General features: G+C 71.8%; 28 protein-coding genes. 18 read left to right on the top strand and 10 right to left on the bottom strand.

Annotation, left to right across the window (positions count from 1 at the left end; all coding sequences use genetic code 11):
* Positions 1–38 precede the first annotated feature (38 nt).
* A complete protein-coding gene (locus EDD93_RS02665) occupies positions 39–1,022 on the top strand; it encodes a DUF1648 domain-containing protein (RefSeq protein ID WP_123523632.1) in 984 nt (327 codons plus the stop codon).
* A gap of 2 nt (positions 1,023–1,024) precedes the next feature.
* Positions 1,025–1,381: a GntR family transcriptional regulator gene (locus EDD93_RS02660; RefSeq protein WP_123523631.1), complete on the top strand. Its 357-nt coding sequence runs from the start codon at positions 1,025–1,027 to the stop codon at positions 1,379–1,381.
* A gap of 117 nt (positions 1,382–1,498) precedes the next feature.
* Here EDD93_RS02660 and snpA read toward each other — a convergent pair whose 3' ends face one another.
* Positions 1,499–2,170, bottom strand: a complete 672-nt coding sequence (gene snpA, locus EDD93_RS02655) for a snapalysin (protein ID WP_260255597.1) — start codon at positions 2,168–2,170, stop codon at positions 1,499–1,501.
* Positions 2,171–2,449: 279 nt separating this feature from the next.
* Between snpA and EDD93_RS02650 the strand changes: the two genes are divergently transcribed.
* The 6 genes from EDD93_RS02650 to EDD93_RS02625 all read left to right on the top strand — a co-directional run bounded on the left by EDD93_RS02650 (position 2,450) and on the right by EDD93_RS02625 (position 7,976).
* Entirely contained in the window at positions 2,450–3,403 is a 954-nt protein-coding gene (locus EDD93_RS02650; protein WP_185092193.1) for a LysR family transcriptional regulator, read from the top strand.
* A 115-nt stretch (positions 3,404–3,518) separates the two neighbouring features.
* The gene (locus tag EDD93_RS02645) at positions 3,519–4,520 is read left to right on the top strand and encodes an NAD-dependent epimerase/dehydratase family protein (RefSeq protein ID WP_123523628.1); all 1,002 of its coding nucleotides are present in this window, start codon (positions 3,519–3,521) and stop codon (positions 4,518–4,520) included.
* 146 nt (positions 4,521–4,666) lie between these two features.
* Positions 4,667–6,007 carry a choice-of-anchor A family protein gene (locus EDD93_RS02640; protein ID WP_311318298.1) on the top strand — a complete coding sequence of 447 codons (1,341 nt, stop codon included), beginning with the start codon at positions 4,667–4,669 and terminating at the stop codon, positions 6,005–6,007.
* Positions 6,008–6,035: 28 nt separating this feature from the next.
* Positions 6,036–6,392 carry a DUF952 domain-containing protein gene (locus EDD93_RS02635; RefSeq protein ID WP_123523626.1) on the top strand — a complete coding sequence of 119 codons (357 nt, stop codon included), beginning with the start codon at positions 6,036–6,038 and terminating at the stop codon, positions 6,390–6,392.
* A complete protein-coding gene (locus EDD93_RS02630; RefSeq protein ID WP_123523625.1) occupies positions 6,389–7,354 on the top strand; it encodes an SDR family oxidoreductase in 966 nt (321 codons plus the stop codon). Before EDD93_RS02635 ends, EDD93_RS02630 begins: the two co-directional genes overlap by 4 nt.
* A 7-nt stretch (positions 7,355–7,361) precedes the next feature.
* A complete protein-coding gene (locus EDD93_RS02625) occupies positions 7,362–7,976 on the top strand; it encodes a nucleotidyltransferase domain-containing protein (protein ID WP_123523624.1) in 615 nt (204 codons plus the stop codon).
* Between the two features lie 7 nt (positions 7,977–7,983).
* On the opposite strand, the gene EDD93_RS02620 is transcribed toward EDD93_RS02625, so the two are convergent.
* Positions 7,984–8,595 (bottom strand): TetR/AcrR family transcriptional regulator, encoded by a 612-nt coding sequence (locus EDD93_RS02620; protein ID WP_123523623.1) that lies wholly within the window; start codon positions 8,593–8,595, stop codon positions 7,984–7,986.
* Between the two features lie 100 nt (positions 8,596–8,695).
* Between EDD93_RS02620 and EDD93_RS02615 the strand changes: the two genes are divergently transcribed.
* On the top strand, positions 8,696–10,231 hold the full coding sequence (locus EDD93_RS02615; RefSeq protein ID WP_123523622.1) for an MFS transporter: 1,536 nt from the start codon (positions 8,696–8,698) through the stop codon (positions 10,229–10,231).
* Here the strand turns inward: EDD93_RS02615 and EDD93_RS02610 are convergent.
* Positions 10,218–11,006: an SDR family oxidoreductase gene (locus EDD93_RS02610; protein WP_123523621.1), complete on the bottom strand. Its 789-nt coding sequence runs from the start codon at positions 11,004–11,006 to the stop codon at positions 10,218–10,220. The genes EDD93_RS02615 and EDD93_RS02610 overlap by 14 nt on opposite strands.
* A 135-nt stretch (positions 11,007–11,141) precedes the next feature.
* Here EDD93_RS02610 and EDD93_RS02605 point away from each other — a divergent pair, with 135 nt between their 5' ends.
* Complete coding sequence (locus EDD93_RS02605) at positions 11,142–11,735, top strand: TetR/AcrR family transcriptional regulator (protein WP_260255596.1); 594 nt, start codon at positions 11,142–11,144, stop codon at positions 11,733–11,735.
* Between the two features lie 187 nt (positions 11,736–11,922).
* Here EDD93_RS02605 and sodN read toward each other — a convergent pair whose 3' ends face one another.
* A complete protein-coding gene (gene sodN / locus EDD93_RS02600; protein WP_073736973.1) occupies positions 11,923–12,318 on the bottom strand; it encodes a superoxide dismutase, Ni in 396 nt (131 codons plus the stop codon).
* A gap of 178 nt (positions 12,319–12,496) precedes the next feature.
* Here sodN and sodX point away from each other — a divergent pair, with 178 nt between their 5' ends.
* A complete protein-coding gene (gene sodX / locus EDD93_RS02595; RefSeq protein ID WP_123523619.1) occupies positions 12,497–12,952 on the top strand; it encodes a nickel-type superoxide dismutase maturation protease in 456 nt (151 codons plus the stop codon).
* On the opposite strand, the gene EDD93_RS02590 is transcribed toward sodX, so the two are convergent.
* Positions 12,856–13,485, bottom strand: a complete 630-nt coding sequence (locus EDD93_RS02590) for an ABATE domain-containing protein (protein ID WP_123523618.1) — start codon at positions 13,483–13,485, stop codon at positions 12,856–12,858. The genes sodX and EDD93_RS02590 overlap by 97 nt on opposite strands.
* Positions 13,486–13,575: 90 nt before the next feature.
* Here EDD93_RS02590 and EDD93_RS02585 point away from each other — a divergent pair, with 90 nt between their 5' ends.
* From EDD93_RS02585 to EDD93_RS02575, 3 genes are all read left to right on the top strand, one after another.
* Positions 13,576–14,337, top strand: a complete 762-nt coding sequence (locus EDD93_RS02585) for a trans-aconitate 2-methyltransferase (RefSeq protein WP_123523617.1) — start codon at positions 13,576–13,578, stop codon at positions 14,335–14,337.
* A 148-nt stretch (positions 14,338–14,485) separates the two neighbouring features.
* Positions 14,486–14,974, top strand: coding sequence for a SigE family RNA polymerase sigma factor (locus tag EDD93_RS02580; RefSeq protein ID WP_123527549.1), 489 nt, complete (start codon positions 14,486–14,488; stop codon positions 14,972–14,974).
* A complete protein-coding gene (locus EDD93_RS02575; protein ID WP_123523616.1) occupies positions 14,971–15,738 on the top strand; it encodes a hypothetical protein in 768 nt (255 codons plus the stop codon). The genes EDD93_RS02580 and EDD93_RS02575 overlap by 4 nt, the downstream gene beginning before the upstream one ends.
* A gap of 71 nt (positions 15,739–15,809) precedes the next feature.
* Here EDD93_RS02575 and EDD93_RS02570 read toward each other — a convergent pair whose 3' ends face one another.
* Genes EDD93_RS02570 through EDD93_RS02560 form a run of 3 tightly spaced genes read right to left on the bottom strand, consistent with a single transcriptional unit; the run spans position 15,810 to position 18,516 of the window.
* Positions 15,810–16,562, bottom strand: coding sequence for an amino acid ABC transporter ATP-binding protein (locus EDD93_RS02570; RefSeq protein ID WP_123527548.1), 753 nt, complete (start codon positions 16,560–16,562; stop codon positions 15,810–15,812).
* A 5-nt stretch (positions 16,563–16,567) separates the two neighbouring features.
* Positions 16,568–17,521, bottom strand: a complete 954-nt coding sequence (locus tag EDD93_RS02565; protein WP_123523615.1) for an amino acid ABC transporter permease — start codon at positions 17,519–17,521, stop codon at positions 16,568–16,570.
* 29 nt (positions 17,522–17,550) lie between these two features.
* On the bottom strand, positions 17,551–18,516 hold the full coding sequence (locus EDD93_RS02560) for an ABC transporter substrate-binding protein (protein WP_123523614.1): 966 nt from the start codon (positions 18,514–18,516) through the stop codon (positions 17,551–17,553).
* A gap of 526 nt (positions 18,517–19,042) precedes the next feature.
* Here EDD93_RS02560 and EDD93_RS02555 point away from each other — a divergent pair.
* From EDD93_RS02555 to EDD93_RS02540, 4 genes are all read left to right on the top strand, one after another.
* Positions 19,043–20,263 carry an NADP-dependent malic enzyme gene (locus EDD93_RS02555; protein WP_123523613.1) on the top strand — a complete coding sequence of 407 codons (1,221 nt, stop codon included), beginning with the start codon at positions 19,043–19,045 and terminating at the stop codon, positions 20,261–20,263.
* A gap of 191 nt (positions 20,264–20,454) precedes the next feature.
* Entirely contained in the window at positions 20,455–21,426 is a 972-nt protein-coding gene (locus EDD93_RS02550; protein WP_123523612.1) for a zinc-binding dehydrogenase, read from the top strand.
* A gap of 33 nt (positions 21,427–21,459) precedes the next feature.
* Positions 21,460–21,669 carry a sigma factor-like helix-turn-helix DNA-binding protein gene (locus EDD93_RS02545; RefSeq protein WP_123523611.1) on the top strand — a complete coding sequence of 70 codons (210 nt, stop codon included), beginning with the start codon at positions 21,460–21,462 and terminating at the stop codon, positions 21,667–21,669.
* On the top strand, positions 21,669–22,241 hold the full coding sequence (locus EDD93_RS02540) for a Clp protease N-terminal domain-containing protein (RefSeq protein WP_123523610.1): 573 nt from the start codon (positions 21,669–21,671) through the stop codon (positions 22,239–22,241). Before EDD93_RS02545 ends, EDD93_RS02540 begins: the two co-directional genes overlap by 1 nt.
* A gap of 125 nt (positions 22,242–22,366) precedes the next feature.
* On the opposite strand, the gene EDD93_RS02535 is transcribed toward EDD93_RS02540, so the two are convergent.
* Positions 22,367–23,383, bottom strand: a complete 1,017-nt coding sequence (locus tag EDD93_RS02535) for a PadR family transcriptional regulator (RefSeq protein ID WP_123523609.1) — start codon at positions 23,381–23,383, stop codon at positions 22,367–22,369.
* Position 23,384: 1 nt separating this feature from the next.
* A complete protein-coding gene (locus EDD93_RS02530; protein ID WP_123523608.1) occupies positions 23,385–24,242 on the bottom strand; it encodes a DUF4097 family beta strand repeat-containing protein in 858 nt (285 codons plus the stop codon).
* Positions 24,243–24,314 lie beyond the last annotated feature (72 nt).

Genomic DNA, 24,314 nt, shown 5'->3' with positions numbered 1-24,314 from the left:
TTCATTGTTCTACTAGCATGCAAACAATGGAGGTTTCTATGAACCGTCGAAACGCTGGCCGTGTGAGCCTCGCCGCGCTGCCGTTCGTACTCGCCCTCGCCGCCGACCTCATCCTCTTCGCCACCCGCCGCGACCGGCTGCCCGCGCGGCTGGCCAGCCACTTCGTGGGCAACGGAGAGGCGGACGACCATGCGGGCCAGGGGTCGTACATCGCCGTCGTCGTGGTGCTGTTCGCCGGGATCGGGGCCCTGTGGGTCCTGATGGCGGTCGCCGGGAGGTTCACCGGCGCCGCGTACCGGAGGACCGTCGCCAGTGGCTATGCCGTCGCCGGCGGCCTCGGCTACCTGATGGCGGTCACCCTGCTCATCAACGTGGACGCGGCCCAGGACGCGCAGGGCCGGGCGCAGGGCGTCTCGTTCCCGATGTGGCACATGGCCGTTGCCCTGGGAGTCGCCGCGCTCGCCTTCGGAATCGGCCTGCTGCTCGCCGCGCTCCTTCCTCCGGAAGAGGCCCCGGCCGGACGCGGACCGGCCGGTGGCGGTGAACGGATCGCGCTGGCCGACGGCGAGATCGCGGGCTGGGCGCGCAACGCCGGGGCCTGGTGGCTGTCGGTGGCCCCGCTCGCCGTGTGCACGGGAGGGATCGCCCTGCTGCTCACCGCCGGCTGGGTCGCGGCGGTTCCGGCTCTCGTGGCGGGTGTGCTCCTCGCGGTCTTCGCCCGTCCGTACGTCATGGTGGACCGGCGTGGCATCACCGTCTCCGGAGTGCTGCCGTGGCCCCGGATACGGGTCCCGCTCGACCGGATCGAGGCGGCGAGCAGCCGTAGGATCAACCCGCTGGCCGAATACGGCGGCTGGGGCTACCGGATCCGCCCCGGGCGTACCGGCGTCATGACCCGGTCCGGAGAGGGAATCGTGGCGCAGTTGGCGGGCGGCCGGTCCTTTGCGGTGACCGTCCGGGATTCGGCGACCGCCGCAGCACTTCTCAACACCCTGATCGATCAGCGTCGAACGGAAAAATGACCATGCTTTTCCGGGTCGATCCCACCTCCACCGTGCCGCTCGGTGACCAGATCGCGGCCTGCGTGCGCCGCGCCGTCGCCGACGGGACGGTGGCCCCCGGCGAGCGGCTGCCCGCCGCCCGGGTCCTCGCCGAATCGCTGGGCGTCAACGTGCACACGGCGCTGCGCGGCTACCAGCGGCTGCGCGAGGAAGGGCTCATCGAACTGCGCCGGGGGCGCGGCGCGATGGTCGCCGCGGGCGTCTCCCCGCACCGTGCCAGGCTGCTGGAGCGGGTCCGCGAGGTGGTCGGCGACGCCCGTGAGCTCGGGATGACGGAGGACGAGCTGCTGGCCCTCGTACGCGCCGAACTCAACGGGTGATCCGTGAACGAACTCGACGGGTGGTCCCTGCCGAAATCGCCGGGTGGTCCGTACCGGGACTGAACGGGTGAGGGGCCACCCCCGTCCTGCGGGGCGGCCCCTGTCCGCATGCCCCGGTCAGGAACCGCTGCGGGCGAGCGCCGCCGCGAAGCCGTTCTGCCAGAGGTAGTTGACCTGGTTGCGCTCATTGGTGTTCGGATACGGGTTGGTGCAGGACGGGCCGGGGCCGCCGCCCGACATCAGCTCGCTGCACGGGCCCGAGTAGTGATCCGGCAGGCCGAGCACGTGTCCGGTCTCGTGGGTCGTGACCCGGGTCGAGTTGTACTGCTGGTTCTGCGCGTAGTCGAGGAAGATGTAGCCGTTGCCGTGTCCGTCGGTGCTGGCGTACGAGCCGCTCGGGTCGTTGCCCTCGTAGTAGGTGAAGTCCGCGTTGGACCCCTCCTGCAGCCGGACGTTGGAGACCGAGCTGTTCCAGATCTGCGCGCTGTTGGCTATCTGGGTGCGGAAGCTGGGAGCGTTGGCGGTGCTGTAGACGATGGTGACCGACTGGACGCCCGGGTGGGCGGCCCGCTTCTCGGCGACCGACTTCGCGACCGCCTCGAAGAACGCCTTGTTGGCGGCGGCGCTCTCGTGGGATCCGGAGTGCGAGGTGTACGCGACGTGGGGGGCCGGCGCGGAAGAGGCAGGTGCGGGGGCGGCAGAGGCGAGCGCGGGTGCGGTTCCCAGCGCGGCGGCGAGGCCGAAGCCGAGGCCGACCACGGCCGACATGACGGTCCTGGGGTGTCTCATGGGGGGTCTCCTACCAGTTACCTGTCCGAGGAACCCGTCCGGTGATCGGACTCGGACGGGTGCGGTACGGAGAGAGTGTCGGTGACGTCGGAGCCCCGGCGGATGATGCCAACCGGCGATAGCGCCGCCCTATCACCCCACCACCGCTGCGGGGTGAGCACGCGATGACGCGAGCGGGCACAAACGGTGTCCGGCATTCCACCAACCCCTGAATTACAGGAGTTTGATGGGGTTGGGGCGTCTGGTGCGGCACGGTCCCACCGCCCTACTCTCGGCGGTATGGAGCTTGAGGTGAGGCACCTCAGGGCGCTGTGCGCCATCGCCGACACCGGCAGCCTGCACCGGGCGGCCCGCAGGCTGGGCGTGAGCCAGCCCTCGCTCACCACCCAGCTGCGCCGCATCGAGAACTCGCTGGGCGCCGAACTGTTCAGCCGCGAGCGCACCGGCTGCCGCCCCACCCTGCTCGGCCACGCCGTGCTGAGCAGGGCCCGCCCGCTCGTGGACGGCATGCGGGCGCTGGTCACCGACGCCAAGGCGGAGGCGGACGCCGCCCGGCCCGGCGGTCCCCGGCTGCGGATCGGCTGCACCGCCAGCCGGGTCATCGGCGGCTGGCTGCGCAGGCTGCGCGTCCGGCTGCCCGGCACGGACATCTCGCTGCGGGTCGACGTGTCCGCCCACGCACTGCTGCGCGCGGTCGAGGCGGGCCGGCTCGACGTCGCGTTCGTGCACGAGGTGGAGGGCTGCCCGCTGTACGTGCCGGACGGCCTGGTGCAGCGGGTGCTCCTGGACCGCGAACCGCAGTTCATCTCGATGGCCCGCGACCACCCGGCCGCCGCCCTGCCCGTCGTCGACCTCACCGACCTGGCGGCCGACCGGTGGATGGTCGACCCCACGGTGGACGGCGAATGGGACGGCCTGCGCCGGGTGTTCGGCGCCGCCGGGGTCGCGCCGACCGTGCTGCACGGCGACTACCTCACCGCCGCCTCCCTCGTCGTCCTCGGCGAGGCGGTCGCCCCCTGCCAGCCGACCTCGGGCCCGCGCGACGACATGGCGATCCGCCCGCTGCGCGACGACCCGCTGGCGGTGCGGCTGCTGCTGGTCTCGCGGCCGGGCGCCGACACGGCGACGGTGTACGGGGAGCTGGAGGCCGCGTACCGGGAGGCGGCCGGGCGGGTCGAGGGCTACCGCCAGTGGCTGCTGCGCAACCGGAGCCCGCTCGCCCATTCCTCCTGAGCCCGGACCGGCCGGACTGGACGGGACCGGCCCGCGCCGGGCCCGATTCAGCCCACAGCGAGGCCGGTTCCGGTTCGGGGCGCGGGGATGCAGAGTCGCTGTCATGAGGCTTCTGATGCTGGGTGGTACCGAGTTCGTCGGCCGGGCCGTCACCGAGGACGCCCTCGCGCGCGGCTGGGAGGTGACCGTGTTCCACCGGGGCCACCACGCACCGCCGCCCGGCACGGCCGAACTGCTCGGTGACCGCACCGCCGAGGACGATCTGGCCGCGCTGGAGGCCGCCGGCGGGCCGGGGGACGGCACGTACACCTGGGACCTGGTCGTCGACACCTGGAGCGGCGCCCCCTCGGCCGTACGGGACGCGGCCCGGCTGCTCGCCGGACGGGCCCGGCGCTACGCGTACGTCTCCAGCCGCTCCGTCTACGCCTACCCGGCCCCGGCAGGTCTGCCCGAGGACGGTCCGCTGGTGGACGGCGCCTCCCCGGACGCCGGCGGCGACGTCTCGTACCCCCTGGCCAAACGCGGTGGCGAACTGGCCGCACTGGAGGCCTTCGGGGACCGGGCGCTGCTCGTCCGCGCCGGGCTGATCATCGGCCCCTGGGAGAACATCGGCCGGCTGCCCTGGTGGCTGACCCGGATCGCCCGCGGCGGACCCGTACTGGCCCCCGGGACACCTGATCTGCCCCTTCAGTACATCGACGCACGCGACCTCGCCGGATGGCTGCTGGACGCCGCCGGGCAGGAACTGCACGGACCGTACAACCTGGTCAGCCGCCCGGGGCACACCACCATGGGGGAGCTGCTCGACGCCTGCGTGCGGGCCACCGGCTCCGGTGCCGAGCTGCGCTGGACCGACACCGGGGCGATCCTCGCGGCGGGCGTCGAGCCCTGGTCCGACCTGCCGGTCTGGCTGCCGCCGGGCGAGCTCTACGACACCCTGCACCAGGGCGATGTCAGCCGGGCGTACGCCACCGGGCTGCGCTGCCGGCCGGTCGGGGAGACGGTCCAGGACACCTGGGAGTGGCTGTGCGAACGCGGCGGCAGCGCGCCGCAGCGGCCCGACCGGCCCTCCGTCGGCCTCGATCCGGACACCGAGGCGAAGCTGCTGGCGGGCTGACGGGCGCCGCCGTCCGGGGCCGCCCGGCCGACCGGTCGGCGGAAGCGGCACGCCCGACCGGCGTGGCACAGCTGATGAGTACTCAGTAAACCTGCATATTGCGCTGTATGGGAACAAAAGCGCGCAGAAGCGGTAAAACTCACCGCGTGGCGGTGACGGTGGCGGCAGCGGCGGCCATGGTGGGGGCCCTCGCCCCCGCCGCGGCCGCCGACCCGCTGCCCGGCGGGCTCGGGCCGTGTCTGGGGGACGACTGCCCCACCGACTGGAACGACCCGAACAACGGGCCCGTGGTCAACCACGACAGCAACATCAACATCTACGTCGGTGGCGACTACCTGGTCCGGGAGGCGGCGGCCGAGGCCGAGGGGAAGATCGTCACCCTCGGCGAGTTCGACATGAACAAGCGGCCCGGTGCCTCGCAGATCTACAACGTCGGCGTCGCGGGTGTCGGCTCACGGGTGCCGCCGCCCAACGGCAGCGACTACCTCACCGTCGGCGGGAACCTCACGATCGCCGGCGGCCAGCGGCTTCTCGCGGTGGAGATGGCGAACACCGGGCGGGTCCGGTACGCCCAGGCGCTGAGCGGCACGGTCGATCCGGACACGGCGCCGATCAGTGACCCGGACGCGATCGTCCCCTACGCGGACCTGCGCGGACAGCTCACGGAGGCCAGCCACTGCTACGCGTACGACGACAACGCCGACCACCGCCGCCCGACGACCGGCACCACCGAGAACAACGGTTCGGAGACCATGTTCACGGGCGACGGCACCTCGCCGCTCCAGGTCTTCGCGCTGGACGCCGATATCGCTTCGGGCGCGGGCGGGGACGAGGGCATCGTCTTCAACGGCGTTCCGGACGGCGCCACCGTACTGGTCAACGTGTACGGCACGACCCGGAACATCAGGACGTACATGGGGTCCCTGCCGCAGTCCGGCCTCCGCGAGAACCTGCTGTGGAACTTCCCGGATGCCACGGAGATCGGTCTCGGCGGCACCGGCCAGTTCCAGGGCAGTGTGCTGATCGGGCAGCAGTCGAGCCAGACCCGGCTGGACGTCAGCGGCACCAACGGCCGCTTCTACAGCGCGGGTTCGCTCACCCACACCTCGGCGGGCGAGTCGGGCGGCCAGGAGATGCACGCCTATCCCTTCGACGGCGATCTGCCGGACTGCGACGCGGAACCGTCGCCCTCGCCGACCCCGACGGACTCGCCCACCCCGACGCCCACGGACTCACCCAGCCCCACCCCGACGGACACGCCGAGCCCCACTCCGACGGACACGTCGGGACCGTCCCCGTCCGAGTCGACCCCCGGCCCCAGGCCCACCCCGACGCACTCCTGGCCGCACCGGCCCCACCCGGGCGGAGAGCTCCCGAACACGGGCTCGCGCGGCGGTGAATGGGTGATCGGCGGGATCGCGGCAGCGCTGCTGGTCGCGGGATCGGCGGCCACGCTGATGGCCCGAAGGACGCGCCGACGCGGCTAGGCCACTCGGTCGGCCCTAGTTTTGGGCCATGGCCGAACTGCTGCACCTCACCGAAAGCCCGTTGTGGGAGGCGGCCCGCGGGACCGGGACGTACGAGACGTCCACCCGCGGCCGCACCCTGCACGAAGAGGGCTTCATCCACTGCTCGCTGCCGCACCAGCTCCCCGGTGTGGCCGAGATGCTGTACGGCGCCGGGAACCGGGCCGGAGCCGGTGACCAGGACCTGGTGGTCCTCGTCATCGACACCGAGCGGCTCCCCGCGCCCGTGCGCTACGAGTCGGTCACACCCGGCGGCGAGGAGTTCCCGCACATCTACGGACCGGTTCCGGTCGACGCGGTCGTGGAGGTGCGCCCCTGGCAGCGCAAGGAAGGCGATCAGGCATGACCCCATCGGACGACACGCCATCGGACCACACACCATCCGGCGAGAGGCACGGCCCCGAAGACCTCACGAGCGGTCCCCTCACCGCGGTCACCGGCGCGAGCGGTGCGCTCGGCGGCCGGGTGGCGAGGCGGCTGGTCCGGGCGGGCGTTCCGGTCCGCCTGCTGGGCCGCGACCCGTCCCGGCTGCCGGAACTGCCCGGCGCCGACATCGCGCCGGCCGCGCCCTACGGCGACGGGGACGCGATGCGCCGGGCGCTGGCCGGGGCGCACACCCTGTTCCTCGTATCGGCGCACGAGAGCCCGGACCGGGTGGGTGAACATCTCAGCGCCGTGGACGCGGCGACGGCGGCGGGCGTCGAACGGATCGTGTACGTCTCGTTCCTCGGCGCGGCGCCGGACGCGACGTTCACCTTCGCCCGCGACCACTGGGAGACCGAGGCGCACATCCGGGTCTCCGGTGTCCGCCACACCTTCCTCCGCGACAGCTGGTACCTCGCGGGCCTGCCGGCGATGACCGGCGCCGACGGCGTGCTGCGCGGCCCGGCCGGGGACGGCCGGGTGGCCGCGGTGGCCCACGAGGACATCGCCGACGCGGCGACCGCGGTACTGCTGCCCGGCGGCGACCTGGCGGGGGACGCCGCGCACGACGGGGTGACGTACGACCTGACCGGACCGGAGGCGTTCACCCTCGCCGAGGCGGCCGAGGAGCTGGGCAGGGTCACCGGACGGACCGTCACCTACGTGCCGGAGACGCGGGAGGAGGCCTACGCCTCACGCTCGGGGTACGGCGCGCCGGACTGGGAGGTGGCGGGATGGGTGACATCGTACGAGGCCATCGCGGCCGGTGAGATGGCCACGGTCTCGGACGCCGTGCGACGGCTCACCGGCCGGCCACCCAAGGACCTGGCCACCTACCTCAGGGAGCATCCGGACAGCTACCGGCACCTGCTCCTGCCGGGCTGAGGACGCCGTGCGCACGGAGACCCCCTGGGGCCCCTGGGACCCGCTGTCCCTCTCCGCGACCGTCGCCCTGCTCGCCCCGCTGAGCGGCCCGTGGTGGATCGCGGGCGGGTACGCGGTCGAGCTGGCCGTCGGCCGCGCCTACCGTGAGCACGCCGACATCGACGTGCTCCTGCTGCGCCGGGACCAGCTCGCCGTCCAGCGGGCGCTTCCCGGCTGGGAGTGGTGGGCCGCCGATCCGCCCGGCACGCTGCGGCCCTGGCGCCCCGGCGAGGTGCTGCCGGAGCTGGTGCACGACATCTGGTGCCGGCCGGGCCCGGACGAGCCGTGGCGCGTCCAGTTCATGCTGGACGACGTGGTGGGCGAGGACTGGGTGTTCCGGCGCGACCCCAGGATCAGGCTCCCGCTGGCCCGGCTGGGCACGGTCTCCGGGGACGGCGTCCCCCATCTCGTGCCGCAGGTGCAGCTGTTGTACAAGGCCCGGTCCCGGCGCCCCAAGGACGAGCGGGACTTCGAGGCCGCGCTGCCGGTCCTCGGCGAGGACCAGCGCGCCTGGCTGACCGAGACGATCACCCTGGCCGAGGGCGCGGACCACCCCTGGGCGGCCCGGCTGCGGGCGGGCTGAGGCGGGCTCAGCTCACGTACGCACCCGCCCTCGCGGCCGCGACGGCGGCGTCGGCCGCGCGGTCGGCGGCCGCCGCGTCGAGCGGGTCGCCGCTGGCCAGCAGGCGGTAGTAGAGCGGCGCCGACACGGCACGGATGACCTCGTCCGGATCGGTGCCGGCGGGCAGCTCCCCGCGCTCGACGGCCTCGGTGACACAGCCGGACCACTCCTTGATCCGGATCGCGTAGAAGCGGTTCAGCGCCCGGCCCGTGCGCTCGTCGCAGGCCGCGGCCGCGATCACGGAGCGGAACAGGGCGCCCTGGCGGGGGTCGGTCAGGGTGTCGAGCACGAGCCGGGCGTTGGCCCTGAGGTCCCCGGCCAGCGAGCCGGTCGCCGTGCGCGGGGAGGACTGCTCGGCCATGTCGTCGAGCAGATCCGCGATCAGCCCGGTGGGGCTGGACCAGCGGCGGTAGACGGTCGTCTTGCCCACCTCCGCACGGCGTGCGACGTCGGCCAGATCGAGGCGGTCGAAGCCGTGTTCGGCCAGCGCGTCACCCGCCGCGCGCAGAACGGCCTCCCGCACCCGGGCGGTGCGACCGCCGGGCCGGACCGTACCGGGTTCCACACCCTCAGATGTCATAACGGGTCTCCAGTTCCATTACTGCGCCTTCCTCTGCTACGGTCACCTCATCTTAACGGAACTCCAGATCCGTTAAAACCTCCGTCCGAAGAAGGCGACCATGTCCGCACCCAGCCAGACCCCGTCCGTACCCGGTCAGACCCCGCCCGCCCCCGGTCAGACCCCGTCCCGCGCCCCCATCGGCTCGTCCCTCGGCTCCCTCGGTGACGCCGCTCCGCCGGACCCGTCCCGGATGACCGGCCGGCAGAAGCTCGTACTCGCCCTCCTCCTCGGCGCCCAGTTCATGATCGCGGTGGACTTCTCGATCCTGAACGTCGCACTGCCCGTCGTCGGTGAGGGACTCGGCTTCGCCCTCCCGGACCTCCAGTGGATCGCCACCGCGTTCGCCCTGGCGGCCGCCGGGTTCACGCTCCTGTTCGGCCGCGTCGCCGACCTCGTCGGCCGCAAGCGCCTGTTCATCGGCGGCATGGTCGTCCTGGGCCTCTCCTCGGCGCTGGGCGGGCTCGCGACCTCCCCGGAGGTGCTGCTCACCGCCCGGGTCCTCCAGGGTCTCGCCACCGCGGCCGTCACTCCGGCCGGACTCGCCCTGCTGACCACGGCATTCAAGGAGGGCCCGCTGCGCGAACGCGCCCTGGGCCTCAACGGGGCACTGATGTCCGCCGGATTCACGGCGGGCGCCATCCTCGGCGGGCTGCTCACCGACCTGCTCTCCTGGCGCTGGGCCTTCTTCGTCAACGTGCCCGTCGCCGCACTCGTCGTCGCCCTGGCCCCGTCCGTCATCACCGACTCGCGCCCGGCGCGCCGCCCCCGCCTGGACGTGCCCGGAGCCGCGACCGTCACCGGCGGCCTGCTGCTCCTGGTCTACGGGCTGACCCGGGCGGGCGCGACCGGCTGGACCACGCCCGCCACCCTGGCCGCACTCCTGGCGGGCATCGCGCTGCTCGTCGGCTTCTGGTTCGTCGAGAAGAGGGCCGCCGCACCGCTCGTCCCCGTACACATCCTCAAGCGCCGCAGCGTCATCTGGGGCAACGCCACCGGTCTGATCGCCTTCGTGACCGAGACCTCGCTGGTCTTCCTGCTGACGCTCTACCTCCAGGAGGTGCTGGGCTACTCGCCCCTCGCGACGGGGCTCGCCTTCGGTGTCCTCGGCATCGGCACGGTCATCGGCGGCACCCTGGGCGGCCGGGCCGTCGGCCGCTTCGGCAACCGCGCCACCATCGTCACCGGCGGCATCGTCCAGGCGGCGGCCACCCTGTCCCTGGTCGCGCTCGGCACCTCGGGGACATGGATCTGGCTGCTGCTGGCGGCCACGTTCATCGGGGGCATCGGCAACATGCTGATGATCGTCGGCTTCATGGTCACCGCCACCTCCGGCCTCCCGGACGAGGAGCAGGGCCTGGCCACCGGCCTCGCCACGATGACCCAGCAGGTCGGCATCACCCTGGGCATCCCGGTCATGAGCGCGATCGCGACCGCCCGGATCGCCGGCTCGGGGGACACCGGCCCGCAGGGCGTCCTGTCGGGGGTCGCGGTCGCGACCCTCGTCAACTCCGCGCTGGTCCTGGCCGGGGCTCTGCTCGCCGGGGCGTTCCTCGGCGGCCGACGAGCGGAGCGGGGCACGGTCACACCGTCTTGATCGAGCCTCCGTCGATGATGTGGTCCGCGCCGGTGATGCTGCCGGCGCGGGCGGAGGCGAGCCAGGAGACGAGCGCGGCGACCTCCTCCGGGTGTACGAGCCTGCCGGTGACCATGCCCACGGCGGCCGGGAGACCGGCCAGGAGCTGTTCGTGCTCCACGCCCATCGACCTGGACAGCTCGGCCCCGTACCCGTCCGGGCTCTCCCACATGGCGGTGCGGACGGGGCCGGGCGAGACGGTGTTGACGCGCACGCCCAGCGGGCCGAACTCCTCGGCCAGCGCCTTGCCGAACGCCGTCAGCGCCGCCTTCGCGGTGGTGTACGGGACGGGGCCCGCGTGCGGGGTCCTGGCCCCGTTGGAGGAGATGTTGACGATGGAGCCCCGGCTCTCCGTGAGGTGGGGCAGGGCGGCCCGTGTGGTGCGGACGGCCGTCATGAAGTTCAGGTTGAACGTGTCGTGCCACTGCTGGTCCGTGAAGCCGAGGAACCCGCCCGTCGGGTCCGCGCCCGAGTCGCCCCCGCCGACGTTGTTCACCAGGAGGTCGAGCCCGCCGAACTCGGCCGCCGCCAGAGCGACCAGCTGGCCCGGGGCGTCGGGCGCGGAGAGGTCCATGGCGACGCAGACCGCGCCGGTCTCCTTGAGCTCCGGCGTGACGGTCCGCGCCGCGCCGACCACCCGCATCCCCTCTCCCATCAGCGCGGACACGGTGGCCAGGCCGATTCCGCGGCTCGCGCCGGTCACGACGGCGGTCTTGCCGGTCAGTTGCAGGTCCATGAGGCACCCCTTCACCTAGATGGGTCGCTAGTGATGCAACAACCCTAGGAGCTGCAACATGGATGTTGCAAGTCGTGGATGAGCGGCGACTGTCCCGTAGCCTGTTCGAACACAAGATGGGATGTGAGGGGCCTCGTGGACCGGAAGAGTCAGCAGCGACCGCTGCGCGCCGATACGGAGCGGACGGTCAGGGCGATCCTGGAAGCCGCCGAGCGGGTCCTCGGCGCCAACCCGGCCGCCACGATGGAGCAGATCGCGGAGGAGGCGGGCGTCGCGCGCACCACGGTCCACCGCCGGTTCAGCAGCCGCGAGGCGCTCGTGGCCGCGCTGCGGGAGTGGGCCGCCCGGCAGTTCCACGAAGCCGTGACGAGTGCCCGCGCCGACAGCGCCCCGCCCCTGGTCGCCCTCTACCAGGTGACCGCCAACGTCCTTAGGGTCAAGACCGGGTGGGGCTTCGCGATGAGTGCCACCACCCCGGAGGACCCCGAGGTGGCACGCGTGCACGCCGAAGTGCTCGACCAGTGCGACCGGCTGTTCCGGCGGGCCCTGGAAGCGGGCATCCTGCGCCCCGGCACGGACCTGGCGTGGGCCCGCCGCGTCTACTACGCCCTGATCCACGAGGCCGCCCAGACCCGCGCCACCGAAACCAGGAACGAGGACGAACTGGCCGCGCTCGTGGTCGACACCCTGCTGCGCGGCATGGGTCAGGGCACGCTGCTCAGCCCCTGAGCCAGCCCCAGCCGGCCGGAGCGCGCCTCGCCATGGCCCCTTCCGGCTTCGATCACCACGGGGGCGTCCGCCAACAAGACCGCACCCGGCCCGACACGGACGCCCTTGCGGGCGACCGGCGGACCGGGTGCGGTCGGGTGGGCTGCGTGACCGGCGAGAACCGCGGGTCAGGCTGCCCGGCCGGAGATCAGGCCTTCTTGGTCTCCCAGAAGATCTTGTCGATCTGGGCGATCAGGTCCAGAGCCTTCTGGCCGGTCGCCGGGTCGTTCGAGCCCTTGGCCGCGGAGAGCGCCTTCAGGGTGTCGTTGACCAGCTGGTGCAGCTCCGGGTACTTCTCGAAGTGCGGCGGCTTGAAGTAGTCGCTCCAGAGCACCGAGACGTGGTGCTTCGCGAGCTCGGCGCGCTGCTCCTTGATCAGGATCGAGCGCGTGCGGAAGTCCGCGTCCTCGTTGGCCTGGTACTTCTCCTGGACGGCCTTGACCGACTCCGCCTCGATGCGGGCCTGGGCCGGGTCGTACACGCCGCAGGGGAGGTCGCAGTGGGCGCTGACCTTCACCTTGGGGGCAAACAGGCGGGAAAGCATGGGGCTGTCCTTCCTCGTGATCGTCTTCTCAGGTGGGACATTACTCCGTGAGAGCCGCGAAATAGTGGGTGCCCCCATGGGCTTAGGCCAAAAGTCCAGGGTGAGGATGGGACCAGTGGCCGAATGTACGGAACGCTGTGTGGACGGTGTGCTGGACTGACGGGGAGGTGCCGGAGAGATGCGGGAGGTGCCGGAGTTGCCGGAGCTGACCGATGAACAGCCCGGACGCGGGCTGGCGCGGGTGCCGTTCCAGGTGGTGGAGGTGACCGGGCCCTCGATGGTGCCCACGCTCCACCACGGGGACTGGCTGCTCGTGCAGTACGGGGCGCCGGTGCGCCCCGGTGACGTGGTGATCCTGAGGCATCCGTTCCAGCAGGACCTGCTGGTGGTCAAGCGTGCCGTGGAGCGGCGGACCGGGGGCTGGTGGGTGCTCGGTGACAACAGGTTCGCGGGCGGCGACAGCACGGACTACGGGGTCGTGCCCGAGGAGCTGGTACTGGCCAGGGTGCGGGCGCGCTACCGGCCGCTGACGAAGGATCAGCGCTCGTTGCGCGGGGTGGCGGGCTGGGCGGTCTCCGCGCTGCGGCCGGTCTCGGCGGCGCGCTCCGTCTCCAGGCGCTTGCGGGCCCGGTAGGCCGCGACGTTGGCGCGGGTCGCGCAGCGGTCCGAGCAGTAGCGGCGGGAGCGGTTGGTCGAGGTGTCGAGGTAGGCGTTGCGGCACGGCGCCGCCTCGCACAGGCCGAGCCGGTCCACGCCGTACGAGGTGAGGTGGAAGGCGAGGCCCATTGCCGCGGTCGCCGCGTACCCCGCCGTGGCGTTGGACGGGTGGTCGGCCAGGTGCATGTGCCAGTCCGGCTTGCCGTCCGCGTCCCGGATGTTGTGGCCGGAGATCTGCGGGCTGACCGGGAACTCCAGCAGCAGCGAGTTGAGCAGGTCCACGGCCAGCGTCTCGTCGCCGCCGTCGGCCGCCTCGAAGACCGAGCGGAGCCTGGCCCGTACGGACCGGAAGCGGGTCACGTCCGCGTCGGTCGCCCGGCGGGCGGCCTGCCCGTTGACGCCGAAGAGCTCGCGCACCGCGTCGACCGAGGTGAGGGTGTCCTTGTTGCGGGCCGGCTCCTCGGTGTTGACCAGGCGCACGGCGTAGTCCGAGTAATAGGCCAGTTCCACTTGTAGTCCTTACGGCGTCGGTCTAAGGTCGGTGCGACGATGATGTAATGGTCTTCTCTGGGTCCAGGGTATTACAAAGGAGGGTTTCGGGTGACGGAGACAGCGCGGGGTACCGACTGGCAGTCCTGGCAGGAGAGCTGGGACCGGCAGCAGGAGTGGTACATGCCCGACCGCGAGGAACGCTTCCGCGTGATGCTCGACATGACCGAGGCCCTGGTCGGCCCCGAACCGCGGGTGCTGGACCTCGCGTGCGGTACGGGAAGTATTACGGACCGGCTGCTCCGGCGGTTCCCGAAGGCCACCAGCACCGGGGTCGACCTCGATCCCGCGCTGCTCGCCATCGCCCGCGGCTCCTTCGACGGCGACGAGCGCGTCACCTTCGTCACCGCGGACCTCAAGGACCCTCGGTGGACGGACGCGCTGCCGTACGACTCGTACGACGCGGTGCTCACCGCCACCGCCCTGCACTGGCTGCACAGCGAGCCGCTCACCACCCTCTACGGGCAGATCGGCGGCCTCGTCCGGGCCGGCGGGGTGTTCATGAACGCCGACCACATGATCGATACGGACACCCCCCGGATCAACGCCGCCGAACGCGCCCGACGGCACGCCGGCATGGACCGGGCCAAGGCCGCCGGCGCCGTGGACTGGGCGGACTGGTGGGCGCTCGCCGCGCAGGACCCGGTGCTCGCCGGCCCGACCGCCGAACGGTTCGCGATCTACGGCGAGCACGCCGACGGCGACATGCCGTCCGTGCGCTGGCACGCGGACACCCTGCGCGCGGCCGGTTTCGGCGAGGCGCGGGCCGTCTGGGCCTCGCCCTCGGACAGCCTGGTGCTCGCGGTGAAGTAGCGGCAGTATCCCGGGAGGGGCGGCGCGGACGACGGTCCGGGCCGCCCCTCCCGGGTTTTCCGGCCGGCTGCCGCAACCCGCCCCGCGCCCCACCGCACTGGAAGGGTGAGACGGTCCGCACCGGCGGACCCGGAGAGGGGCGGTGACGATGCGGATCGATGACGATGCCGCGCTGCACGCCTTCGTGGAGAGCAGACGCACCGCGCTGTACCGCAGCGCCTACCTGCTCTGCGGAGACCGCCACGAGGCCGAGGACCTGGTTCAGACGGCCCTGGTCAAGGTGGTGCTCGGCGGGCGGCGGCACGGGCGGCTCGACAACATCGAGGCGTACGCACGCAAGACCCTGGTCAACACCTTCATCGCGTCCCGCCGCCGGTTCTGGCGCCGGGAGCAGTCGTACGGCGAACTGCCCGACCGGGCGGACCGCGCGCCCGACACGGACACCGGCCTCGCGGTCCGGGCGGCACTCGCCCGGCTCACCGCCAGGCAGCGGGCCGTACTGGTGCTGCGCTACTGGGAGGACCTGAGCATCCAGGCCACGGCCGCACTGCTCGGGATGCGGGAGAACACGGTCAAGAGCCACGCGGCTCGGGGGTTGGCGGCGCTGCGCGCCGAGATGACGGAGGAGAAGGTATGAGCGAGGTGCGTGAGCTGCTGGGGCGGGCCGCGGAGGACGCGGGGCAGCCGGTCATCAGCACGGAAGCGGTCTACGCCGGGGCGGCCCGGGTGCGGCGGCGCCGCCGGGCCGGGGCGTCGGCCGCGGCGGTCTGCGCGGTCGCCGCAGGGGCGTTCGTGGTGCCGGGGCTCTCCTCGGGACCGGCCCCGCAGGACTCCTCGGTGGCGGCCCCCACCGAGCTGGTCGGCAACAGCGGACGGGCCGAGGAGCTGACGGCACTGCTGCCGAAGGGGGTCGGTGCGGTCGAGCAGGTCTCGATGGCCGTCATCATCAAGCACGCGTCGTCGGAGCAGGCCGAGGAGCATCCGGTCGGGCCGCTGGACGGCCAGTACTCCGTGCGCAGGGACGGCGGGGTCGGCTATCTGACCGTCGACGTCAAGACCCCGAAGATGCTGGACGCGAAGCTCGGCGGCGCCCCCCGGGACGAGAACCTGTGCAAGGACAAGGCCGGGGAGCCCGCCCCCGACGACTGCGTCCGGGAGAAGTTGCCGGACGGGCGGGTGCTGACCATCTGGAGTGACGCGATGAACTACGGCGGCACACCCAAGTGGGGCCCCGAGCTCGTGGCCCGGCTCACGCTCAAGGACGGGGGGATGCTGGCCGTCCGGGACAGCACCGGCTTCGAGGCCGCCGGCTCGCAGGGTCCGCTGCTCAAGGCCCCGCCGCTGACGCGGGCGCAGTTGCGGACGCTGATGCTCAGCCCGGAGCTGCTGCCGAAGAAGTAGCGCGCCGGCGAACGGGGGAGGGGAGGGCGGTACGGACCTTCGAGTCCGTACCGCCCTCCCCTCGTACCGTCCTAGAGCACCTTGGACAGGAACGACTTCGTCCGGTCGTGCTGCGGGTTGGTCAGCACGTCGCGCGGGTGGCCCGATTCGACCACCACACCGTCGTCCATGAAGACCAGCGCGTCCCCCACCTCGCGGGCGAAGCCCATCTCGTGGGTCACGACGATCATCGTCATGCCGTCGTCGGCGAGACCGCGCATGACGTCCAGGACATCGCCCACCAGCTCCGGGTCGAGCGCCGACGTGGGCTCGTCGAAGAGCATCAGCTTCGGCTCCATGGCCAGTGCGCGGGCGATGGCCACCCGCTGCTGCTGGCCGCCGGAGAGCTGCGAGGGGTAGTTGTTCGCCTTGTCGGACAGGCCGACCCGGTCGAGCAGCTGGGTCGCCCGCGCACGGGCGACGGCCTTGGACTCGCGCTTGACCTGGACCGGGGCCTCCATGACGTTCTCGATCGCCGTCATGTGCGGGAACAGGTTGAAGCGCTGGAAGACCATGCCGATGTCCCGGCGCTTCAGGGCGACCTCGCTGTCCTTCAGCTCGTAGAGCTTGTCGCCCTTCTGCCGGTAGCCCACCAGCTCGCCGTCGACGGACAGCCGGCCGGCGCTGATCTGTTCCAGGTGGTTGATGCACCGCAGGAACGTCGACTTGCCGGAACCGGACGGGCCGATCAGACAGAAGACCTCGCGCGGGGCGACCTCCAGGTCGATGCCCTTGAGGATGTGTGCGGCGCCGAAGGACTTGTGGACGCCCTCGGCCTTCACCATGGCGGTCATGCCATGCCTCCGTTCGGGCGGCCCAGTGACAGCAGGTTGGTCCGGATCTTCTGCATCGGGGTGGGCGGCAGACTGCGGCTGGAGCCCCGGGCGTAGTACCGCTCCAGGTAGTACTGCCCGACGCTCAGCACCGAGGTCATGATCAGGTACCAGGCGGCGGCGAGGAAGTACATCTCCACCGGGGCTCCGGAGGCCTGCCCGATGTCCTGGGCGTATTTGAAGAGTTCGTAGAACTGCACGGCGGCCACCAGCGAGGTGGTCTTGAGCATGTTGATGACCTCGTTGCCCGTCGGCGGCACGATCACCCGCATGGCCTGCGGGATCACGACGCGTCGCAGGGTCTTGGCATGGCTCATGCCCAGCGCGTGGGACGCCTCCGTCTGGCCCTCGTCGACCGAGAGCAGACCGGCCCGGCAGATCTCCGCCATGTACGCGGCCTCGTTGAGGCCGAGGCCGAGCAGCGCCGTCAGCAGCGGCGTCATGAAGCTCGACCAGTAGTCCTTGTAGATCGGTCCGAGGTTGATGTACTGGAAGACCAGCCCCAGGTTGAACCAGACGAACAGCTGGACCAGGACCGGTGTCCCGCGGAAGAACCAGATGTAGGACCACGCGATCGACGAGGTCACCGGGTTCTTCGACAGGCGCATGACGGCCAGCAGGATGCCGCCGACCACGCCGATCACCATGGACAGGGCGGTCAGCAGCAGGGTCTGGCCGACGCCCTTGACGATGCGGTCGTCGAAGAAGTAATCCGGGACCGCGCCCCAGGTGATCTTTCCCTGGCTGAAGGCATAGATGATCGCGACCAGTGCGGCGATGGCGATGACCGCCGACACGTAACGGCCGTAGTGCCGGACCGGGATGGCCTTGATCGCCTCGGGTCCGGCCACCGGGGTGGGGGGAGTGGGCGGCTGCTCGTCGGCCGGGCCCGACTTCTCGATGTCAATCACGGCTGATGCCTTTCAGCGCCGGCGCCCGGTCACGATCCGCCGTTCAGCTTGGCCTCGGTGACCGCACCGGCCTCGACGCCCCACTTGGCGATGATCTTCTCGTACTCGCCGCTCTTGATGATCGCGTCCATGGCCGCCTTGACGGCCTTGGTGAGCTGGTCGTTGCCCTTGGCGATGGCGATGCCGTACGGGGCAGCCTCGACCTGGTCGCCGACGATCTGGAAGTCCTTGCCGCCGCCCGAGGTCTTCACCGCGTACGCGGCGACCGGGAAGTCGGAGGAGCCTGCGTCGGCGCCGCCGGAGCGCAGCCGGGTCTGGGCCTCCAGGTCGTTGTCGTACGGCTCGATGGCGATCTTCTTGCCGCCGGTGCACTTCTTCGACTCGGACTTGGCCAGGTCGTGCGAGACGGTGTTGCGCTGGACGGCGATCTTCTTGCCGCAGAGGTCGGACCAGGTCTTGATCCCCTGGTCGTCACCCTTCTTGGTGTAGATCGAGACGCCGGCGGTGAAGTAGTCGATGAAGTCGACGCCCTCACCGACCTTCTTCTTCGTCTCGGGGTCGATGCCCTCCTGGCGGTCCTTGGTGTCGGTCATCGCCGACATGGCCAGGTCGTAGCGCTTGGAGCGCAGACCCGTGACCAGCGTGTCGAACGTGCCGTTCTCGAACTGGAACTCCACGCCCAGCTCCTTGCCGAGGGCCGCGGCGAGGTCCGGGTCGATGCCGACCGTCTTGCCGGACTTGTCCTTGAACTCGACCGGCGGGTACGCGATGTCCGAGCCGACCTTGATGACGCCCTTGGACTTGATCTCGGGCGGGAGGAGGTCGGCGGGGGAGGCGGCGGCGCCGTCGCTCGCCTTCGTGGAGGCGGAGTCGCTGGAGTTGTTCTTCGTCTGGTCGCCACAGGCGGTCAGCAGCATGGTGCCGGCGACCGCGATGGCGCCGACCGCTGCGATCCGGGACTTCGCGGTCGTACGACGAGTCTTGCGTGCGGTCATGATCGGGTTCCTCCGGCAGATGAGGGTGGTGTTGCCAGGCGGTGTGGCACACGTCGTCGGGTGTCGCCGCCGTGTGCGATTACGGCATCTTGCCATTCGGACCAGCGCAATCAGGGGGCCGGTCATGTCAAAATCGGGTAACGGGCGATCCCCGATCCTCACGAGGCCGGTACACCAAGGCCGGACCTTCTATGGGGTTTCTTTCCTGCGGCCGCAGAATCTGCGGTGCGTCTCGGTCGGTGGACACTCATTCTTCGCGTGGCGGGCTTTGTCCAGATATTGGGCTATGAGTCACGTCACCGAGCGGGTATGGACTCGTCCACGACCCGGTCCGTCCGGTATGAAAGACGTTTACACCCCTCATCCGGGGCTCAGGGCGCGTGTGCGGCGCGCCCGCGCGTACGTACCTCTCCCCCTGCCGGGGCGGGCCAACCGCCTGGCGCAGGGCACGTACGCGGTGCCCGCCCACCCCTCCTCAACCAGGAGTGGCCACCCTCAAACGATGAAGACTTAAGGGGTCAACACCATGGCAGCGGAGATCGTCAATCCTCGCAGCGACAGCAGTACGGACAGCACCGGCAGTGCGACCGACGAGCCGTTCGATCCGGCCTTCGCCCTCCACCGGGGCGGGAAGATGGCCGTGCAGGCCACCGTCCCGATCCGGGACAAGGACGACCTCTCCCTCGCGTACACGCCCGGTGTGGCGAAGGTGTGCAGCGCGATCGCGGAGAATCCCGAACTCGTCCACGACTACACCTGGAAGTCGCAGGTCGTCGCCGTCGTGACGGACGGCACCGCGGTGCTGGGGCTCGGGGACATCGGACCCGAGGCCTCCCTCCCGGTGATGGAGGGCAAGGCGATCCTGTTCAAGCAGTTCGGCGGCGTCGACGCGGTGCCGATCGCGCTCGCGACCACCGACGCGGACGAGATCGTCGAGACCGTCGTCAGGCTCGCCCCGTCCTTCGGTGGCGTGAACCTGGAGGACATCTCGGCGCCGCGCTGCTTCGAGATCGAGCGCAAGCTCCAGGAGCGGCTCGACATCCCGGTCTTCCACGACGACCAGCACGGCACCGCCGTGGTCACGCTCGCCGCTCTGCGCAACGCCGCGAAGCTGTCCGGGCGCAGCCTCGGGGATCTGCGCGCCGTCATCTCCGGAGCGGGCGCGGCCGGCGTGGCCATCGCCAAGTTCCTGCTGGAGGCGGGGCTCGGGGACGTCGCGGTCGCCGACCGCAAGGGCATCGTCAGCCGGGACCGCGAGGACCTGACCGACGTCAAGCGGGAGCTGGCCGCGCTCACGAACAAGGCCGGCATCTCCGGTCCGCTGGACACCGCGCTGGCCGGCGCGGACGTCTTCATCGGCGTCTCCGGCGGTACGGTCCCGGAGCCGGCCGTCGCCTCGATGGCACCCGGCGCGTTCGTCTTCGCGATGGCGAACCCGAACCCCGAGGTGCACCCCGACATCGCGCACAAGTACGCGGCCGTCGTGGCGACCGGGCGCTCCGACTACCCGAACCAGATCAACAACGTCCTGGCGTTCCCCGGCATCTTCGCCGGCGCGCTCCAGGTGCGGGCGTCCCGGATCACCGAGGGCATGAAGATCGCCGCGGCGAACGCGCTGGCGGACGTGGTGGGCGACGAGCTGGCCGCCGACTACGTGATCCCGTCGCCGTTCGACGAGCGGGTCGCCCCGGCGGTCACGGCGGCTGTCGCCGCCGCGGCCCGCGCGGAGGGTGTGGCCCGGCGCTGACGTTCTGAGGCGGGGGTCCGGCGGTGCCGCCCTTTTCGGGGCGCTGCCCCGGACCCCCGCTCCTCGAACGCCGGAGAGGCTTGTTTCCGCGCGGCACGTGTCACGTGTCGCAGAGGGGCCTGTTGCCGCGCGGCGCGTGTCACACCCGCAGCCGGTTACACCGGACCGCCGCCCGGCCTATCGTCGGCCCCATGTTCGCCGCCTACGCATCCCGCCTCGACCGCGACCACCCCCTCAACGGCCTTGAGCTGGGCGAACGCCCCGCTCCCGGCGCGCGTCCGGGCTGGACCACCGTCAACGTCCGGGCCGCCTCCCTCAACCACCACGACCTCTGGTCCCTGCGCGGCGTCGGCCTCGCGGAGGACAAGCTGCCGATGATCCTCGGCTGCGACGCCGCCGGGACCGACCAGGACGGCAACGAGGTCGTCCTGCACTCCGTCATCGGCCAGACCGGACACGGAGTCGGGCCGGACGAGCCCCGCTCCATCCTCACCGAACGCCACCAGGGCACCTTCGCCGAGCAGGTCACCGTCCCCACGTGGAACGTGCTGCCCAAGCCGAAGGAGCTCACCTTCGAGCAGGCCGCCTGTCTGCCCACCGCCTGGCTGACCGCGTACCGGATGCTCTTCACCAACGCCGGGGTGCGGCCCGGCGACTCGGTGCTCGTCCAGGGCGCCGGCGGCGGTGTCGCGACCGCCGCGATCGTGCTCGGCCGGGCCGCCGGACTGCGGATCTACGCCACCAGCCGCGACGAGGCCAGGCGCGAGCGGGCCGTCGAACTCGGCGCCGTCGAGGCGTACGAGCCCGGCGCGCGGCTGCCCCACCGCGTCGACGCCGTCATCGAGACGGTCGGCGCCGCGACCTGGTCCCACTCCGTCAAGTCGCTGCGCCCCGGGGGCACGCTGGTCATCTCGGGCGCCACCAGCGGTGACCGGCCCTCGCACGCCGAACTGACCCGGATCTTCTTCCTGGAGCTGAAGATCGTCGGCTCGACGATGGGGTCCAAGGGCGAACTGGAGGACCTGCTGGCGTTCTGCGCGACCACCGGGGTGCGGCCCGTCATCGACGAGGTGCTGCCGCTGGACCGGGCCCGGGAGGGCTTCGAGCGCCTCGCCTCGGGCGACCAGTTCGGGAAGATCGTGCTGACTGTCAACCAGGATTGACACGCGAGGTCGTGTCAATGTAAGTTGACAGCTATGACCGAAGCGACGGAACTCGCCGCACGCGCCGGCGACCACGACCCCCGGGTGGGGCTGCGGTCGGTCGCCGCGCTGCGACGACTGCTGGAACAACTCGAAGCCGTACAAGTCAGAAGCGCCCGGGTCCAGGGCTGGTCGTGGCAGGAGATCGCGGCCGAACTGGGCGTCAGCCGCCAGGCCGTGCACAAGAAGTACGGGAGGCATTGATGTTCGAGCGATTCACCAGGGGCGCCCGCGCCACCGTGACCGGCGCCGTCACCCACGCCGACCGGACCGGGGCCGGCCCGGTCACCGAGGAGCATCTGCTGCTCGCGCTGCTGGACCAGGAGGGCGGCCGGGCCTCCTTCGCCGCCGCCGCGCTGGGCCTCACGGACCGCAGGGCGTCGGTGGAGGCCGCGCTGGCCGAAGCGCGCAGGCGCGGCGGCATGACGCAGGCCGATGCCGACGCCCTCGCGGGCATCGGTATCGATCTCACCGCGATCGTCTCCCGCGTCGAGGAGGCGCACGGTGAGGGGGCCCTGCGGGACGGGCAGGCGGACCGCCGCAAGCGGATCGGCGGCCGGTTCACCCGCGGGTCCAAGACGATCCTGGAGAAGTCCCTGCGCATCGCGCTCGGCCGGGGCGACAGGTTCATCGGCGAGGAACACCTGCTTCTGGCCCTGGCCGCGTCCCCCGGTGTCGTCGCCGACGTGCTCGCCGAGCACGGTGCGAGCTACGCGGCGGTCGAGCGCGCGCTCTACGGGGACGGTGGCGCGCAGCAGGACCGCAGGGCGGGCTGAACGGGAGCGCGCCGAGCGGCGGTCGGCCCGGGGCCTTCCCCGGACCGGGGGCCGGGACGAGCGGCGGGCGACCGGGGAACACCCCCGGTCGCCCGCCGCTGCGTGCTTCGCACCGCCGCCGGTCCCTACTTCGTACCGCCGTCGGCGTCCTTGCGCAGGAGCGCCCCGATGTGGGCCGCCGCCGTCGACAGGTGGCGGCGGGCGTCCGTGAGCTGCTCCTCCGTCACCCCCCGGTCCCTGGCCGCGTCCCGGATGTCGTCCCGGAAGCGGTCGAGCAGGCGGTCCAGATCGCGTGCGGGGTCGCCCGTGCCGCCCGAGTCCTTGCCCCAGTCGGGGTCGGCGCCTGCGGGCTCGGGCTCGCTGTACGGAGGCCGGGTGCCGGTGCGGGCGAAGGCGCCCAGCTGGCCGGTGATCTCCGCGAGACCCTCCCGTACCCCGGCCGGCCAGTCGCCCCGGGCGAAGTGCTCCTGGACCTGGCGGGCGGCGTTCTGCATCTGCTCGCGCGCCCGGTCCTGGGCCTCCTTGGCCTGGCGGCGGGCCTGCTGGGCGTCCTCGCGGGCGCGGCGGGACTCGTCCTTCGCCCGGCGGGCCTGCTCCTTCCACTCCTGCCGGGCCTTGCGCAGCTCCTCCTTCGCGGTCCGCCACGCCTCCTTGTCGCTGAGGTCGGACAGGTCGCCGAGGCCCCCGAAGTCCCCGAATCCGCCGAAGGGGGACTCCTTGCCGGCCTTCCCGCCCGGACGGGAGCCGGTGGTGTGCCGGGACTCGTCGGCGGCGGCGCGCATGTCGCTGCGCAGCTTGCCGGCCGCCCCTCGCACGTCGTCGCGGATCTCGGCGGCCAGCTCGGAGACCGACTCCCGGATCTCCAGCTCCAGATCGGCCAGTTCGCCGGTGCGTCCCGCGAGTTCGGCGCGGCCGGCGTCGGTGATCGAGTAGACCTTGCGGCCGCCCTCGGTGGCGTGGGTGACCAGGCCCTCGGCCTCCAGCTTGGCCAGCCGCGGGTAGACCGTGCCGGCCGAGGGTGCGTACAGCCCCTGGAAGCGTTCCTCCAGCAGCCGGATCACCTCGTAGCCGTGGCGGGGCGCCTCGTCGAGCAGCTTCAGCAGGTAGAGGCGCAGGCGGCCGTGGGCGAATACGGGGGGCATGTCAGAGCACCTTTCCGGTCGGCTCGGCGGCGTGCGCGTCGTCCTCCGCAGGGGGGCGGCGGAGCAGGGCGATGGACCCCGAGACCGTTGTCGCCTTCAGCGTCCCGGCCCCGGAGCCGAGCGTGCCGGTGATCCGCTTCGCGCCCCACTGGCCGTTGACCCGGAGGTCCTCGAAGCCGTTGGAGACGGAGCCGCTCGCGGTGTTCGCCTCCACCTTCGCGTCCGCCGGGTGCGGCAGCCGGATGGCGACCTCGCCGGAGACGGTGGTGAGCCGGATGTCCGTGGGGCGGCCGGTCGGGTCCAGGTCGAGGACCATGTCGCCGCTGACCGATTCGGCCTGTACGGAGATGCCGGCGCCCTCTATGACCGTCAGGTCGCCCGAGACCGAGTGGAAGCGCAGATCACCGGTGACGGCCTGGGCCTCCAGGTTGCCGGACACGGTCTCCGCGCCGACCGGGCCCGCGAGTCCGACGAGGGTGGTGTCGCCGGTGACGCCGCGTACGTCCGTACGGCCGCGGATTCCGGAGACGAACGCCCCTGCGCCGACCACGCCGACCTCAACGCCCGATCCGGCGGGGACGGCGAGGGAGACGGCCGCGTTGCGGTGCCAGCCCTTGCGGTCGAACCACTTGAGGAGGCCCTGCCAGGCCAGGTCCTCGTAGGTGACGGTGAGGACGCCGTCCTGCTGGGTCACGATCAGCGGCGGTCCCTCGATACCGGTGACCTCGAGCCGGGCGGTCGGTTCGTCGGTGCCGACGACATTGACCGTGCCGTTGACGATGCGCACCCTGAGCGCCGTCACGGGTTCGTCGAAGGTGAGTTTCTGAGGCTCGGCGATGGCCCACGTCGACACAGGCATGGATCTGACCTCCCGGGGAGCGCGAACGACGCAACATATCGCGTCTCTTGCAGAACACGATATATCGCGGAT

Source organism: Streptomyces sp. 840.1, assembly GCF_003751445.1.
Classification (GTDB): domain Bacteria; phylum Actinomycetota; class Actinomycetes; order Streptomycetales; family Streptomycetaceae; genus Streptomyces.
The sequence above is the reverse complement of the archived record's forward strand: the minus strand, read 5'-3'. Positions and strand labels throughout refer to the sequence as shown.